We start from the raw sequence: 14594 nt of genomic DNA, 5'->3' as shown, positions 1-14594 counted from the left end.
CATGACGGTTGAACTGAGCGACCAGGAGATGCTGCGCTACAACCGCCAGATCGTCCTGCGTGGTTTTGATTTTGACGGTCAGGAAGCGCTCAAAGCCGCCCGCGTGTTAGTGGTTGGTTTGGGTGGTTTGGGCTGTGCTGCGGCGCAATATCTGGCCGCAGCGGGCGTCGGGCATATGACGTTGCTGGATTTCGACACCGTGTCGGTATCCAATTTGCAGCGCCAGACGCTGCACAGCGATGCAACGGTTGGTGAGCCGAAAGTCGCCTCCGCGCACACCGCGCTGGCACGTATTAATCCTCACGTTCAGTTCACGTTGATTGACGCGTTGCTCGATGACACCGCGCTGTTCGCGCACATCGCGCAGCACGACCTGGTGCTTGATTGCACCGATAACGTCACGATTCGCAATCAGCTCAACGCGGGCTGTTTTACCCATAAAACTCCGCTGGTTTCCGGCGCGGCGATTCGTATGGAGGGCCAGATCAGCGTATTTACTTACGCCGACGGCGAGCCGTGCTATCGCTGTCTGAGCCGTCTGTTTGGCGAGAATGCGCTGACCTGCGTCGAGGCGGGCGTAATGGCTCCGCTGGTCGGCGTGATCGGGTCATTGCAGGCGATGGAAGCAATTAAAGTGCTGACGCATTACGGAACACCAGCGGCGGGGAAAATCGTGATGTATGACGCGATGACTTGTCAGTTCCGTGAGATGAAACTGATGCGCCATCCGGGATGCGAGGTGTGCGGGGGGGAACAGTAACGCGGATTGTTGTGTGCGCCTGTTTCCCCTCACCCTACCCCTCTCCCGGAGGGAGAGGGAACTGCCCGATACTCTATTTTCTCTACTGGCACCTTTCTCCCCCTCCCCGTGGAAGAGGGAACTGTCCGATGCCCTATTTTCTCTGCTGTCGCCTTTCTCCCTCTCCCTGTGGAAGAGGGAACTGTCCGATGCCCTATTTTCTCTGCCGTCGCCTTTCTCCCTCTCCCTGTGGGAGAGGATCGGGGTGAGGGCATCAGGCTGCACAATCAAATAGACATCCGGCCAAACGCGTCCTGCCAGTCCTGCTCAAACTTTGCCACAGCAGCATCCACCGCAGGAGCGCTAATAAACTGCTGCGCCACGTCCAGCGGCAAAGTGATGGCCTCGCAGCCCGCCAGCAAACAGTCCAGCGCCTGACGCGGCGTTTTAAAACTCGCAGCCAGCACTTTTGCCTGTGGGGCATGCAGCGTCAGCAGTTGCTGTAATTCCACCACCGTTTGAATACCGTCACCGCCCTGTGCATCCAGGCGGTTCACATACGGCGCAACATATTCCGCACCCGCCAGCGCCGACAGCATGCCCTGTGCAGCGCCGTACACCGCCGTTCCCAGCGTTGGGATCCCTTCGGCTTTCAGCATTTTAATGGCGGCCAGCCCTTCTGCCGTGACGGGCACTTTGACCACCAGATCGTTAATGATGGCGCGTAATTTTCGCGCATCTTCGACCATCGCTTCTGCCGAGGTTGCCATCACCTGCGCGAACAACCGGCCTTTACCCCCGAGCGCGTCACGCAGCTCCGGCAACAGCACGTCCAGCGGCTTTTTACCCGCCGCCACAATACTGGGGTTAGTGGTTACACCCGCCAGCGGGAAAATACGCGCCAGTTTTTTGACTGCGGCAACGTCAGAAGTATCGAGATAAAGTTCCATGATCAAACCCTCAAAATTAGCCTGCCCTAACACTACCACGTAAAAACCCGCCGCAGAGTTGACACACATCAAAATAACTTTCATTCGAAAGTTATTTAATCTTCATACGCAACAAGAGGCGACATTATGATTTTCAATATTCAGCGCTACTCAACTCATGACGGCCCCGGTATTCGTACCGTGGTGTTCCTGAAAGGCTGCTCACTGAGCTGCCGCTGGTGTCAAAACCCGGAGAGCCGTTCTCGTACCCGAGACGTCCTGTTTGATGCCCGCCTGTGCCTGGATGGCTGTGACCTTTGCCAGCAGGCGGCGCCAGGGATTATCGAGCGTGCGCTGAATGGACTGATTATTCATCGCGAAAAACTCGACGACGCAACGCTCGACGCCCTCACCGATTGTTGCCCTACGCAAGCGATGACCATATGCGGTGAGGATCAACAGGTCGCCGATATTATGGCCACCATACTGCGCGATAAACCTTTTTACGATCGCAGCGGCGGCGGTCTCACGCTCTCCGGCGGCGAACCATTTATGAACCCGGATCTGGCCCTCTCGCTGTTCAAAGCCAGCCACGAACAAGGCATACATACCGCCGTCGAAACCTGTCTGCATGTCCCGTGGCACGCTATCGAGCCCTCGCTGCCGTATGTTGACCTGTTTCTCGCCGACCTGAAACATGTCGATGGCGAGGTATTTAAACAATGGGCTGGCGGCTCGGCTAAGCGCGTTCTGGAAAACCTGAAACGCCTTGCGGCAGCGGGCAAAAAAATCACGATTCGCGTCCCGCTGATTCCCGGTTTTAACGCAGATGAAGCGTCCATCAAAGCCATTACCCGTTTTGCTGCGGATAAACTCAACGTCCGCGAGATCCATTTTCTGCCCTACCACACCCTTGGCATGAACAAATATACCCTGCTCGGCCAACCCTACTCTGCCCCTGATAAACCGCTCGATAACCCGGCGTTACTGGACTTTGCCCTGGCGTTTGCTGCCCAGAATGGGTTAACCGCGACCTTACGAGGATAATGTTATGACACAGCTGAATCTGAACACCCTGACCGATCGTATTAAGGCGCATAAAACCGCTCTGGTGCATATCGTTAAGCCGCCCGTCTGTACCGAACGCGCGCAGCATTACACCGAAATGTACCAGCAGCACATGGACAAACCTATCCCGGTGCGTCGCGCGCTGGCGCTGGCGCATCATCTGGCGAAGCGCACCATCTGGATCAAACACGACGAGCTGATCATCGGCAACCAGGCAAGCGAAGTCCGCGCCGCGCCGATTTTCCCGGAATATACCGTGTCGTGGATTGAAAAAGAGATCGACGACCTGGCCGACCGTCCGGGCGCGGGCTTTGCCGTTAGCGAAGAGAATAAACGCGTTCTGCATGATATTTGCCCGTGGTGGCGCGGCCAGACGGTGCAGGATCGCTGTTACGGCATGTTTACTGACGAGCAAAAAGGGCTTCTGGAAACCGGGATTATCAAAGCCGAAGGCAATATGACCTCTGGCGACGCCCATCTGGCGGTGAATTTCCCGCTGCTGCTGGAAAAAGGCCTCGACGGGATGCGTGCCAAAGTGGCCGAGCGCCGTACTCGCATTAACCTGACCGTACTGGACGATCTGCACGGCGATCAGTTCCTGAAAGCAATTGATATCGTGCTGGACGCCGTGAGCCTGCATATCCAACGTTTTGCCAGTCTGGCGCGTGAAATGGCGAGCAACGAGATCCGCGAAAGTCGTCGCGACGAGCTGCTGGCGATGGCGGAAAACTGCGATGTGATTGCCCATCAGCCGCCAAAAACCTTCTGGCAGGCGCTTCAGCTTTGCTATTTCATCCAGTTGATTCTGCAAATTGAATCCAACGGTCACTCCGTCTCCTTCGCCCGTATGGACCAATATCTCTATCCGTTCTACCGCCGCGACGTTGAGTTGGATCAGTCGCTCAACCGCGAACACGCGATAGAAATGCTGCACAGCTGCTGGCTGAAATTGCTGGAAGTGAACAAAATTCGTTCCGGTTCGCACTCAAAAGCGTCGGCGGGCAGTCCGCTGTATCAGAACGTCACCATTGGCGGACAAAAGCTGGTCAATGGCGAAGCGATGGACGCGGTGAACCCGCTCTCGTACGCGATTCTGGAATCCTGCGGTCGCCTGCGCTCCACCCAGCCAAACCTCAGCGTGCGTTACCACGCCGGTATGAGCAATGATTTCCTCGACGCCTGCGTGCAGGTGATCCGCTGCGGCTTTGGGATGCCCGCGTTTAATAACGATGAAATCGTGATTTCCGAGTTCATCAAACTCGGCGTCGAAAAAGAAGATGCGTACGACTATGCGGCGATCGGGTGTATCGAAACCGCCGTGGGCGGCAAATGGGGATATCGCTGCACCGGTATGAGCTTTATCAACTTCGCCCGCGTGATGCTGGCGGCGATGGAAGGCGGTCGTGATGCCACCAGCGGCAAGGTTTTCCTGCCTCAGGATAAAGCGCTTTCCGCCGGTAACTTCGATAATTTTGAACAGGTGATGGAATCCTGGGATAACCAGATTCGCTACTACACGCGCAAATCCATCGAGATTGAATACGTGGTGGATACCATGCTGGAAGAAAACGTCCCCGATATTCTCTGCTCGTCGCTGGTGGACGACTGCATTGAGCGCGCGAAAAGTATTAAAGAAGGCGGCGCGAAATACGACTGGGTGTCGGGTTTGCAGGTCGGTATCGCCAACCTTGGCAACAGTCTGGCTGCGGTGAAGAAGCTGGTCTTTGAACAGGGCACGATCGGTCAGCAGCAGTTGGCAGCCGCGCTGGCGGATGATTACGAAGGGCTGACGCATGAGCAGTTGCGCCAGCGTTTAATCAACGGCGCACCGAAATACGGCAACGATGACGACAGCGTTGATTTGCTGCTGGCACGCGCGTACCAGACCTATATCGAAGAGCTAAAGCAGTACCACAACCCGCGCTACGGCCGTGGTCCGATCGGCGGTAATTATTACGCGGGTACGTCGTCTATTTCGGCAAACGTGCCGTTTGGTGCGGCCACGATGGCAACGCCGGATGGACGTAAAGCGCATACCCCGCTGGCGGAAGGCGCAAGCCCGGCGTCGGGCACCGATCATCTCGGTCCGACCGCGGTTATCGGTTCCGTGGGTAAACTGCCGACGGAAGCGATTCTGGGTGGCGTGCTGTTGAACCAGAAGCTGAATCCGGCAACGCTTGAGAACGATTCTGACCGTCAGAAGCTGATGATCCTGCTGCGCACCTTCTTTGAGGTGCATAAAGGGTGGCATATTCAGTACAACATTGTGTCGCGTGAAACGCTGCAGGCAGCGAAACGGCATCCGGATCAGTATCGTGACCTGGTGGTGCGCGTAGCGGGTTATTCGGCGTTCTTTACCGCGCTGTCGCCAGACGCGCAGGACGATATCATCGCCCGGACGGAGCATACGCTCTAACCTTTGCGGCTTGATATCCTCACCCCAACCCTCTTCCACGGGAGAGGGAGCACACACTCAAAACGGCAACTGGGTTGCCGTTTTGCTTTACCTCCGCTGCGGCTTGATGCCCTCACCCCACCCCTCTCCCACGGGAGAGGGAGCAAAAACTAAAAATGACAACACAAGGTTGTCATTTTGCTTTTGGTTTCGAATGAAATAGATTTGTGGTTCGGGTCACATTGTTATTAGAATGTTTCTTGGTCGCAGTAATATTCTGGAGAACAATGTATGACCGTTAAAGTTATCGTCACCGATATGGACGGAACTTTCCTTGATGATGCCAAGCAGTACGATCGTGAACGCTTTCAGGCACAATTCGAGCAGCTTAAGGCACGTGATATTGAATTTGTTGTCGCCAGCGGCAACCAGTATTACCAGCTCATCTCGTTCTTCCCGGAACTGAAAGAACACATTTCTTTCGTCGCTGAAAATGGCGCGCTGGTGTTCGATCACGGCGAGCAGATTTTCCACGGCGAACTGACCCGCCACGAATCACAAATCGTGATCGGCGAATTGCTCAAAGATAAACAGCTGAATTTCGTCGCCTGTGGATTAGAGAGCGCATACGTGAGCAATAACGCGCCCGATGAGTTTGTGGCGCTGATGTCAAAACACTATCACCGCTTAAAGCGTATCAGCGATTATCAGGACATCGACGACGTCCTGTTCAAATTCTCACTTAACCTGCCGGATAGCGATATCCCGGATCTCATCGACCAACTGCATGTGTCGCTGGACGGCATCATGAAGCCCGTCACCAGCGGTTTTGGCTTTGTCGATCTGATTATCCCTGGCCTGCATAAAGCCAATGGCATCAGCCGCCTGCTCAAACGCTGGGGCATTTCCCCGCAGGAGTGCGTAGGCATTGGCGACAGCGGTAACGACGCCGAAATGCTCAAGCTGGTGAAATATTCGTTTGCGATGGGTAACGCAGCGGAAAGCATTAAATCCATCAGCCGTTTTCGTGCTGACGATAACAATCATCAGGGCGCGCTCAACGTCATCCAGGCCGTGCTCGACAATACCGATCCATTCAACGGGTAATCCCCCTCTGGCCGGGGCCAAGCTCCGGCACATCACTCTTTTCCGATCCTGCGGCGCACGTCAAATTTTTAAACTTGCATTAACTAATTTTTAACTTAAAGTATCACTTGTAGATAATTTTACTTTCGAATGAAAGATGCGAGGCGGTTATGACGTTAACGTTTACCAGTGAAATTTTGCCTGCGGACCCTAAAGCCGCAATTCGCCAGATGAAACGCGAGTTACGCGCGCAGATCGGTGACGTTCAGGCGGTTTTCGACCGGCTGAGTGATAAAATTGCGACTCGCGTGGCGGAAATTAATGAACTGAAAAGCAAAGGGGGATCCGTCTGGCCGGTCATCCCTTTTGAAGATGTGAAGAACGGTCAGATATCGGCTGTACAGCGTGAAGCGGTGAAACGTCGGGGTTGTGCGGTCATCAAAGGTCATTTCCCGCGCGAGCAAGCGCTGGCGTGGGATAATTCCATGCTCGACTATCTCGATCTCAACCAGTTCGACGAGGCCTACAAAGGGCCAGGCGATAACTTCTTTGGCTCCTTAACCGCATCGCGTCCGGAAATTTATCCGATTTACTGGTCGCAGGCGCAAATGCAGGCGCGTCAGAGCGAACAGATGGCGCAGGTGCAATCGTTCCTGAATCGTTTGTGGACGTTCGAGAGCAACGGAAAACAGTGGTTTAACCCGGATGTCAGCGTGATTTATCCGGATCGCATCCGCCGGCGTCCGCCAGGAACAACGTCCAAAGGTTTAGGCGCACATACCGATTCCGGGGCGCTGGAACGCTGGCTGCTTCCGGCTTATCAGCAGGTCTTTGCGCGGGTGTTTGACGGGGATCTTGATCAATACGATCCCTGGAATGCTGCGCATCGCACGGAAGTAGAAGAGTACACCGTGGATAACACCACCAAGTGCTCCGTGTTCCGTACCTTCCAGGGCTGGACGGCGCTGTCGGATATGATCCCAGACCAGGGCTTGCTGCACGTCGTGCCGATCCCAGAGGCGATGGCGTATATTCTGTTGCGTCCGCTGCTCGACGATGTGCCGGAGGACGAGCTTTGCGGCGTGGCACCGGGACGCGTACTGCCGATTTCCGAGAAGTGGCATCCGCTGTTGATCGAAGCGTTAACCAGCATTCCGGCACTCGACGCGGGGGATTCGGTGTGGTGGCATTGCGATGTGATTCACTCCGTCGCACCCGTGGAGAATCAGCAAGGCTGGGGCAACGTGATGTACATCCCTGCCGCGCCGATGTGCGAGAAAAATCTCGCCTACGCGAAAAAAGTCAAAGCGGCTCTGGAAACGGGCGCATCGCCGGGCGATTTCCCGCGTGAAGATTACGAAAAAACCTGGCAGGACCGCTTTACCGTGAGCGACCTGAATATCCACGGCAAGCGCGCACTCGGCATGGTCTAAGCGTCGTAAAGCCCTTCCCGCGCTACGGCGGTGCGTCGTTTTCCCTGACGTATCCGCCGTACTGATTCCCGCACCGTCAGCGTTCCGTTTAGCAACAACGTTCCCACCGGCGCATCCGGGCGCATCAGACGCTGCTGGAGCATATGCACCGCTTCCGTACCCAGCTCATCGCGCGGAACATGCACCGCCGTTAACGGAACATCCTGAATCGCTGCCAGATTAAAACCGTCGATGCTCATCACCGAGACATCCTGCGGCACCCGCAGACCATGCTTTTGTAACGCGCTAATGGTGCCCGCCGCCATGAAATCGCCCCCCACCAGAAACGCCGTTGGCAGGTTTTTGGCCGGCGTTCGGCTGAGCCATTCGCTGACCTGCTGTTCCGTTTCTGTAGCGCTGAAGCTGGGCACCACCAGCAGATCGCGTTTATCGTTAAATTTCAGATTGTGCGTCTGCCAGCTATCACGGATGCCCGCCAGACGCAGCTCCATGGTATACCGGCGCAGGCACAGTACATTCATGATCTCCCGATGACCCATTTCGAACAGGTACTCCGCGGCCCGTTCACCAATGGCGCGGTGATCGGGGGCGACGGCAGGCAAGCGCATCCGACTGTCACGACAGTTAATGAGCATGCAGGGTTTGGCAATATCAACGGCCAGATCGTGAATATGGGGATCGTCAATGCCCAGTAATATAGCGGCCTGGGTGTCCGTTTCGTTCATACGGGCGAGAAAGAGCTGCGCGTCGCTGTCGTTCTCCTCCAGCGCGCAGTAGCGAAGCCTGACTTCATGAGAGGCGAGCCCTTTGCTCACACTTTGGATCACGCGGTAGTAAAAGATGTCGGACCGCTCGTCAAATGCACGCTGCGGGGCGAAGACCACCAGGCTATTCAACAGTAACCGCCCCGCAGCCATGCCATCCATGACGCCCAGTTCCCGTGCGCATTCCAGCACCTTCTGACGGGCTTTTTCGCTGGTGTTTGCCTTCCCTGCCAAAACACGAGAAACCGTGCTGATCGAGAGCTGCGTCCGGCTGGCAATTTCTGCGATTTTTAGCCTTTTATCCATTTTGTGATCTCGCTCCATTTGCTAAATGAAAAAATTTTCATAGTGTGAAATTCCCATATCTACAGGCTTTAATAGCATCTTGCCAAAAAACGAAAGCCACTTATGAGAAAGCTTGCACAAAATCCACTATTGCCCGCTCATTTTCTGCCATAAGGTGAACTTGTCACACAACTTCCATACTAGTTGCATATCAACTTGAAGTGAAAAACAGATAACTTTCAACGTCATAATAATCTGTGTGACAACCGAAACGTACCTTCCCCCTACCGTCCGTCTTGTGGAGAGAGAAAATGAGTCAGGACATTAATACTCCGGTTGTGGCAAGCAAAACCCGCCGCGTCATCAAAAACCTGCGCTGGTATGTGCTGGTGCTGTTTTTGCTGGGCGTCACCGTTAACTACATTACCCGTAACTCCCTGGGCATTTTGGCACCCGAGCTGAAAGCGACAATGGGGATTACCACCGAGCAATATTCCTGGATTGTCGGCGCGTTTCAGATTGCCTATACCATTTTCCAGCCCTTATGCGGCTGGCTGATCGACGTGATTGGCCTGAAAATTGGCTTTATGGTCTGCGCTGGGATCTGGGCATTTATGTGTATTTTCCACGCTGGTGCGGGCAGTTGGGTGCACCTGGCTATCCTGCGCTTCTTCATGGGTGCATCGGAAGCCGCCGCTACGCCCGCAAACGCCAAAACTATTGGCGAATGGTTCCCAAAATCTGAGCGTCCGATTGCTGCGGGTTGGGCAGGCGTAGGCTTCTCGATCGGTGCGATGCTGGCACCGCCCATTATTTACTTTGCTCATGCGTCGTTCGGCTGGCAGGGCGCGTTCATGTTTACCGGCGTGCTGGCCCTGCTGTGGGTGATTTTGTGGTGGGCGTTCTACCACAATCCGGAACAGCACCCGAATCTGGGCAAAGACGAGCTGGCGTTCATCAAGCAGGATAACGAGCCACCAGCCGTTAAGCTGCCGTTCCTGACCGCGCTCAAAACCGTGTCCAAAAATAAGCGTTTCTACGGTATCGCCATTCCCGCTTTCATGGCCGAACCGGCCTGGGCCGTGCTGAGCTTCTGGGTTCCGCTGTATCTTGCCAAAGAACACGGCATGGACCTGAAACAGATCGCGATGTTTGCCTGGCTGCCGTTCCTGGCCGCCGATCTCGGCAGCGTGGTCAGCGGATATCTCACCCGTCTTTATACCCGTCTTTTCGGCTGCTCGCGTGTTAACTCCGTGGTGGCCAGCTCCGTGACCGGCGCGTTCTTAATGATTTCTCTGGCTGCGGTTGCTATCACCCGCGACCCGTATATCACGATTGCGCTTATCTCTATCGGCGGGTTCGGCCATCAGATCATCTCCTGCATGCTCAGCGCCCTCGTGGTGGAGTCATTCGACAAAGGTCAGATGGCGACCGTCAACGGCATGCGCGGCTCGGCGGCCTGGATCGCCAGCTTCCTGTTCTCACTGTTAATCGGCGTCACCGCCGACAAAATCGGTTTTAACCCGCTGTTCATTGCCATGGGTTTCTTTGACCTTGTTGGCGCATTTTTCCTGGTCGCATTTATTGCTGAACGTCGCGCTAAGCGCGCCTGATACTGGATGTATTGCATATGAAAACATTGAAAAACTGGACGCTGGCGAAGCAGTCAGCGAATCATCTGGAACTGCTGGTTGATTCTCAACATCACCTGAGCCTGTATGTGCTGGAAGAGAATCTGTTCCGCGTGCTGATTAAGCGCAAAGGCGAGCTGGCGCTGGAGAAAACCTGGAGCATTGCGCCAGAACAGGACGTGCCGTGGGAAGGCCGGCATCGTGAAGATCTCAGCGGATTTAGCTGCCCGACGTGGACGCTCACGCAGCAGGACGACGCGCTGGTGATTGCCACCCAACAGCTGTGCGTCACCGTGCATCAGCCGCTGTGGCTGGAGTGGCATTATCGCAATGACGCGGGTGAATGGCAGGCGCTGGTGAATGACCGGCCAACAAGTGCCTATCTGCTGAACGCCCACGGCGACGGCGCGGCCCACTACCTGAGCCGTCGTAAAGATGAGCGCTTTTATGGCCTGGGTGAGAAAGCCGGTGATTTGCAGCGCAACGGTAAACGCTATGAGATGCGCAATCTGGATGCGATGGGGTACAACGCCGTCAGCACCGATCCGCTGTACAAGCATATTCCGTTTACCATCGCCCGCCGCGATGACGTGAGCTACGGCGTGTTTTACGACAACCTGAGCAGTTGCTGGCTGGATCTGGGCAACGAAATCGACAACTACCACACCGCCTATCGCCGCTGGCAGGCCGAAGCGGGTGATATTGATTACTACATTTTTACCGGCAAACGCGTGCTGGACGTCACCAAAGCCTTCGTGCGCTTGACCGGGAAAACGCTTTTTGGCCCGAAATGGAGCCTGGGTTACAGCGGTTCGACCATGCACTACACCGACGCACCCGACGCGCAAAATCAGCTGATGAACTTCATCCGCCTGTGCGAAGAACACGCGATCCCGTGCGATTCGTTCCAGCTGTCGTCGGGGTATACCTCGATTAATGGCAAGCGCTACGTCTTTAACTGGAACTATGACAAAGTGCCGCAGCCCAAAGTGATGACTCAGGCGTTCCACGACGCGGGTCTCAAACTTGCGGCGAACATCAAACCGTGCCTGCTACAGGATCACCCGCGCTACAGCGAAGTGGCGGAAAAAGGCCTTTTTATCCGCGATTCAGAAACCGATGCGCCAGAACGCTCAAGCTTCTGGGACGACGAAGGCTCGCACCTCGACTTTACGAACCCCCAAACGGTCGAGTGGTGGCAGAACGGTGTCACGACTCAAATTCTGGAAATGGGGATCGATTCCACCTGGAATGATAACAACGAGTTTGAAGTCTGGGATGGTGAAGCGCGCTGTCACGGCTTCGGTCAGGAAATGGCGATCAAACACATTCGCCCGGTGATGCCGCTGCTGATGATGCGTGCGTCGATGGAAGCGCAGCAGAAATTTGCACCAGAAAAAAGGCCGTATTTGATCTCGCGTTCAGGCTGCGCCGGAATGCAACGCTACGTCCAGACCTGGAGCGGCGATAATCGGACCAACTGGGAGACGCTGCGCTATAACACCCGCATGGGCCTGGGCATGAGCCTGTCTGGCTTGTTTAACGTCGGCCACGATGTGGGTGGCTTCTCAGGAGATAAACCTGACGCTGAGCTGTTTGTACGCTGGGTACAGAACGGCGTGATGCATCCGCGGTTTACCATTCACTCGTGGAACGACGATCAGACGGTAAATGAGCCGTGGATGTATCCGGGCGTGACGCCAGCCATTCGCGGTGCCATCGAGCTGCGCTATCGGCTGCTGCCGTATTTATACACCCTCCTCTGGCAGGCTCACGCTGACGACGAGCCGATGCTGCGCCCAACGTTCCTCGATCACGAGCATGATGCGCAGACGTTCGAAGAGTGTGACGACTTCCTGCTGGGCCGCGATGTGCTTGTCGCGAGCGTCGTCGAAGCGGGACAACGTGAGCGTCGCCTCTGGCTGCCTGACAACGAAACTGGCTGGTATGATTTTTATACCCACGAATGGTTCTCCGGCGGTCAGTGGATTACCCGCGATGCGCCTCTGGAAAAACTGCCATTGCTGGTGCGCGCCGGGGCGGGTCTGCCACTGAGCGAACGCATTACGCATGTGTCAGCTGAAAAAGATGATACGCGTGAGCTGAAATTGTTCCCGCTGAAAGGCGTGGGGACGACGTCTGGCATGCTGTTTGAAGACGACGGCGAAAGCTGGGGTTATCAAAAAGGCAACGCGTTGTGGCTGAACTGGGAAATGGTGTGTGAAGGATCAACGATTAATCTGAAGGTGGAAGCGCGCGGTGATTATCGTCCGGCGTGGAATATGCTGAAAGTGTCGTTACCGGCGGGCGAAAAACGTAAGTTGCTGGTGAATGGCGTTGAAGGGAGTGAGTGGGTGTTATAAAGCGGTCTGAGGCCCTCACCCTAACCCTCTCCCACGGGGAGAGGGAAAAGGACACGTTGATTTCCCTCGTATTTCGCGCTGCAGTATGGCGACAAATCTGCAAATCCCCGGAATCTTACATCAGTCAGTGACCGGGGTGAACAGGTGAAACCAACGCATCTGCAGCGCGAAAGACGACGGGAAATTAGCCGTCGATGCCTTTGCTACGCAGGTAATCTTCGTAGTTACCGGTGAAGTCCACGATGCGCTCTGGCGTAATCTCAATCACGCGGGTCGCCAACGAGCTAACAAACTCACGGTCATGAGAAACGAAGACCAGCGTCCCCTGATACATCTCCAGCGCCATGTTCAGCGATTCGATAGATTCCATATCCAGGTGGTTCGTTGGTTCATCCATCACCAGAATGTTTGGTTTTTCCAGCATCAGCTTGCCAAACAGCATGCGCCCCTTCTCACCACCGGAAAGCACTTTTGCAGGCTTTTTGATATCGTCCTGGCTGAACAGCAGACGGCCTAGAATGCCGCGAATAACCTGCTCGTCGTCGCCTTCCTGTTTCCACTGGCTCATCCAGTCAAATACGGTCAGATCATTTTCGAATTCATATTCGTGATCCTGCGCATAATAGCCAATTTGCGCATTTTCAGACCATTTCACCGTACCGTGATCGGGCTGAAGCTCAGCCACCAGGGTTTTCAGCAGCGTGGATTTACCGACGCCGTTGGCACCCAGAACCGCAATTTTCTCGCCCACTTCCAGCAGCAAATTGAAGTTTTTGAACAGAGGACCGTTATCAAAACCTTTGGTCAGCGCTTCTACTTCTAACGCATTACGGAACAATTTCTTGTCCTGCTCGAAGCGAATGAACGGGTTCTGACGGCTGGACGCTTTCACTTCGTCTAGCTTGATTTTGTCAATCTGACGGGCACGAGACGTTGCCTGACGAGATTTAGAGGCGTTGGCACTAAAGCGGCTCACGAAGGATTGCAGGTCGGCAATCTGCGCTTTTTTCTTGGCGTTATCAGACAACAAACGCTCGCGCGCTTGGGTCGCAGCCGTCATGTATTCGTCGTAGTTGCCTGGGTAAACGCGCAGCTCGCCGTAGTCCAGGTCAGCCATATGGGTGCAGACCATGTTCAGGAAGTGACGGTCGTGCGAAATGATGATCATGGTGCTGCCACGTTCGTTCAGCACCTGCTCCAGCCAGCGAATGGTATCGATGTCCAGGTTGTTCGTCGGTTCATCCAGCAGCAGAATTTCTGGGTTAGAGAACAGCGCCTGTGCCAACAGCACACGCAGCTTCCAGCCTGGCGCGACTTCGCTCATCAGGCCGTAATGTTGCTCAACGGGAATGCCGACACCGAGGAGCAGTTCGCCCGCGCGGGATTCGGAAGAGTAACCGTCCATCTCACCATAGAGGACTTCGAGGTCGGCCACTTTATAGCCGTCTTCTTCACTCATTTCTGCCAGAGCGTAAATGCGGTCACGCTCCTGTTTCACTTCCCACAGTTCCCCGTGTCCCATGATCACAGTGTCGAGCACCGAAAACTCTTCAAAGGCGAACTGGTCCTGGCGAAGCTTACCGAGACGTTCGTTCGGATCCAGCGACACGTTGCCGAGCGTTGGCTCTAGATCGCCGCCGAGAATCTTCATAAAGGTGGATTTTCCGCTACCGTTGGCACCAATCAGGCCGTAACGGTTGCCGCCGCCAAACTTGACGGAAATGTTTTCAAACAGCGGCTTACTGCCAAACTGCATAGTGATGTTGCTGGTAACTAACACGGGAGATTCCTGCGAAAAAGTGTGATAAACACATCATTATGCCACAATTCCTAAATGAGATCCCGTGTTGCAGCGAACCGCTAAACTTTAACGAAAGTGAAAAAAATGTGATTTCGTACAC

10 protein-coding genes are annotated in these 14594 nt (G+C 55.0%); 7 read left to right on the top strand and 3 right to left on the bottom strand.

Annotated features, from left to right (window positions below):
* Position 1: 1 nt before the first annotated feature.
* The gene (gene moeB / locus ACKI5T_RS06040) at positions 2-760 is read left to right on the top strand and encodes a molybdopterin-synthase adenylyltransferase MoeB (protein WP_407436316.1); all 759 of its coding nucleotides are present in this window, start codon (positions 2-4) and stop codon (positions 758-760) included.
* Positions 761-1026: 266 nt separating this feature from the next.
* Here moeB and fsa read toward each other — a convergent pair whose 3' ends face one another.
* Positions 1027-1689 (bottom strand): fructose-6-phosphate aldolase, encoded by a 663-nt coding sequence (gene fsa, locus ACKI5T_RS06035; protein ID WP_407436314.1) that lies wholly within the window; start codon positions 1687-1689, stop codon positions 1027-1029.
* A gap of 126 nt (positions 1690-1815) precedes the next feature.
* Here fsa and ACKI5T_RS06030 point away from each other — a divergent pair, with 126 nt between their 5' ends.
* The 4 genes from ACKI5T_RS06030 (at position 1816) to ACKI5T_RS06015 (ending at position 7650) form a co-directional block, all read left to right on the top strand.
* A complete protein-coding gene (locus ACKI5T_RS06030) occupies positions 1816-2715 on the top strand; it encodes a glycyl-radical enzyme activating protein (protein ID WP_407436312.1) in 900 nt (299 codons plus the stop codon).
* A gap of 4 nt (positions 2716-2719) precedes the next feature.
* Positions 2720-5152 carry a formate C-acetyltransferase/glycerol dehydratase family glycyl radical enzyme gene (locus tag ACKI5T_RS06025; protein ID WP_407436310.1) on the top strand — a complete coding sequence of 811 codons (2433 nt, stop codon included), beginning with the start codon at positions 2720-2722 and terminating at the stop codon, positions 5150-5152.
* Between the two features lie 270 nt (positions 5153-5422).
* Positions 5423-6238 (top strand): Cof-type HAD-IIB family hydrolase, encoded by an 816-nt coding sequence (locus tag ACKI5T_RS06020; protein WP_407436308.1) that lies wholly within the window; start codon positions 5423-5425, stop codon positions 6236-6238.
* Between the two features lie 149 nt (positions 6239-6387).
* Positions 6388-7650 (top strand): DUF1479 domain-containing protein, encoded by a 1263-nt coding sequence (locus ACKI5T_RS06015; RefSeq protein WP_407436306.1) that lies wholly within the window; start codon positions 6388-6390, stop codon positions 7648-7650.
* Here the strand turns inward: ACKI5T_RS06015 and ACKI5T_RS06010 are convergent.
* A complete protein-coding gene (locus ACKI5T_RS06010; protein ID WP_407436304.1) occupies positions 7647-8720 on the bottom strand; it encodes a LacI family DNA-binding transcriptional regulator in 1074 nt (357 codons plus the stop codon). The genes ACKI5T_RS06015 and ACKI5T_RS06010 overlap by 4 nt on opposite strands.
* 290 nt (positions 8721-9010) lie before the next feature.
* On the opposite strand from ACKI5T_RS06010, the gene ACKI5T_RS06005 reads away from it, so the two are divergent.
* Together ACKI5T_RS06005 and ACKI5T_RS06000 are read left to right on the top strand one after the other, a co-directional pair.
* Positions 9011-10312, top strand: a complete 1302-nt coding sequence (locus tag ACKI5T_RS06005) for an MFS transporter (protein ID WP_407436302.1) — start codon at positions 9011-9013, stop codon at positions 10310-10312.
* A gap of 17 nt (positions 10313-10329) precedes the next feature.
* The gene (locus ACKI5T_RS06000; RefSeq protein ID WP_407436300.1) at positions 10330-12693 is read left to right on the top strand and encodes a TIM-barrel domain-containing protein; all 2364 of its coding nucleotides are present in this window, start codon (positions 10330-10332) and stop codon (positions 12691-12693) included.
* Between the two features lie 184 nt (positions 12694-12877).
* Here the strand turns inward: ACKI5T_RS06000 and ACKI5T_RS05995 are convergent, their stop codons facing one another.
* Positions 12878-14473 (bottom strand): ABC-F family ATPase, encoded by a 1596-nt coding sequence (locus ACKI5T_RS05995; protein ID WP_012016711.1) that lies wholly within the window; start codon positions 14471-14473, stop codon positions 12878-12880.
* Between the last annotated feature and the right edge of the window lie 121 nt (positions 14474-14594).

Source organism: Lelliottia sp. (genome assembly GCF_045627565.1).
In the GTDB taxonomy this organism is placed as follows: domain Bacteria; phylum Pseudomonadota; class Gammaproteobacteria; order Enterobacterales; family Enterobacteriaceae; genus Enterobacter.
The sequence above is the reverse complement of the archived record's forward strand: the minus strand, read 5'-3'. Positions and strand labels throughout refer to the sequence as shown.

What these genes read in the sequence shown, in the direction of transcription:
- moeB (WP_407436316.1), top strand. Translation starts at nt 2, where the DNA reads ATGACGGTTGAACTGAGCGACCAGGAGATGCTGCGCTACAACCGCCAG.
- fsa (WP_407436314.1), bottom strand. Translation starts at nt 1,689, where the DNA reads ATGGAACTTTATCTCGATACTTCTGACGTTGCCGCAGTCAAAAAACTG.
- ACKI5T_RS06030 (WP_407436312.1), top strand. Translation starts at nt 1,816, where the DNA reads ATGATTTTCAATATTCAGCGCTACTCAACTCATGACGGCCCCGGTATT.
- ACKI5T_RS06025 (WP_407436310.1), top strand. Translation starts at nt 2,720, where the DNA reads ATGACACAGCTGAATCTGAACACCCTGACCGATCGTATTAAGGCGCAT.
- ACKI5T_RS06020 (WP_407436308.1), top strand. Translation starts at nt 5,423, where the DNA reads ATGACCGTTAAAGTTATCGTCACCGATATGGACGGAACTTTCCTTGAT.
- ACKI5T_RS06015 (WP_407436306.1), top strand. Translation starts at nt 6,388, where the DNA reads ATGACGTTAACGTTTACCAGTGAAATTTTGCCTGCGGACCCTAAAGCC.
- ACKI5T_RS06010 (WP_407436304.1), bottom strand. Translation starts at nt 8,720, where the DNA reads ATGGATAAAAGGCTAAAAATCGCAGAAATTGCCAGCCGGACGCAGCTC.
- ACKI5T_RS06005 (WP_407436302.1), top strand. Translation starts at nt 9,011, where the DNA reads ATGAGTCAGGACATTAATACTCCGGTTGTGGCAAGCAAAACCCGCCGC.
- ACKI5T_RS06000 (WP_407436300.1), top strand. Translation starts at nt 10,330, where the DNA reads ATGAAAACATTGAAAAACTGGACGCTGGCGAAGCAGTCAGCGAATCAT.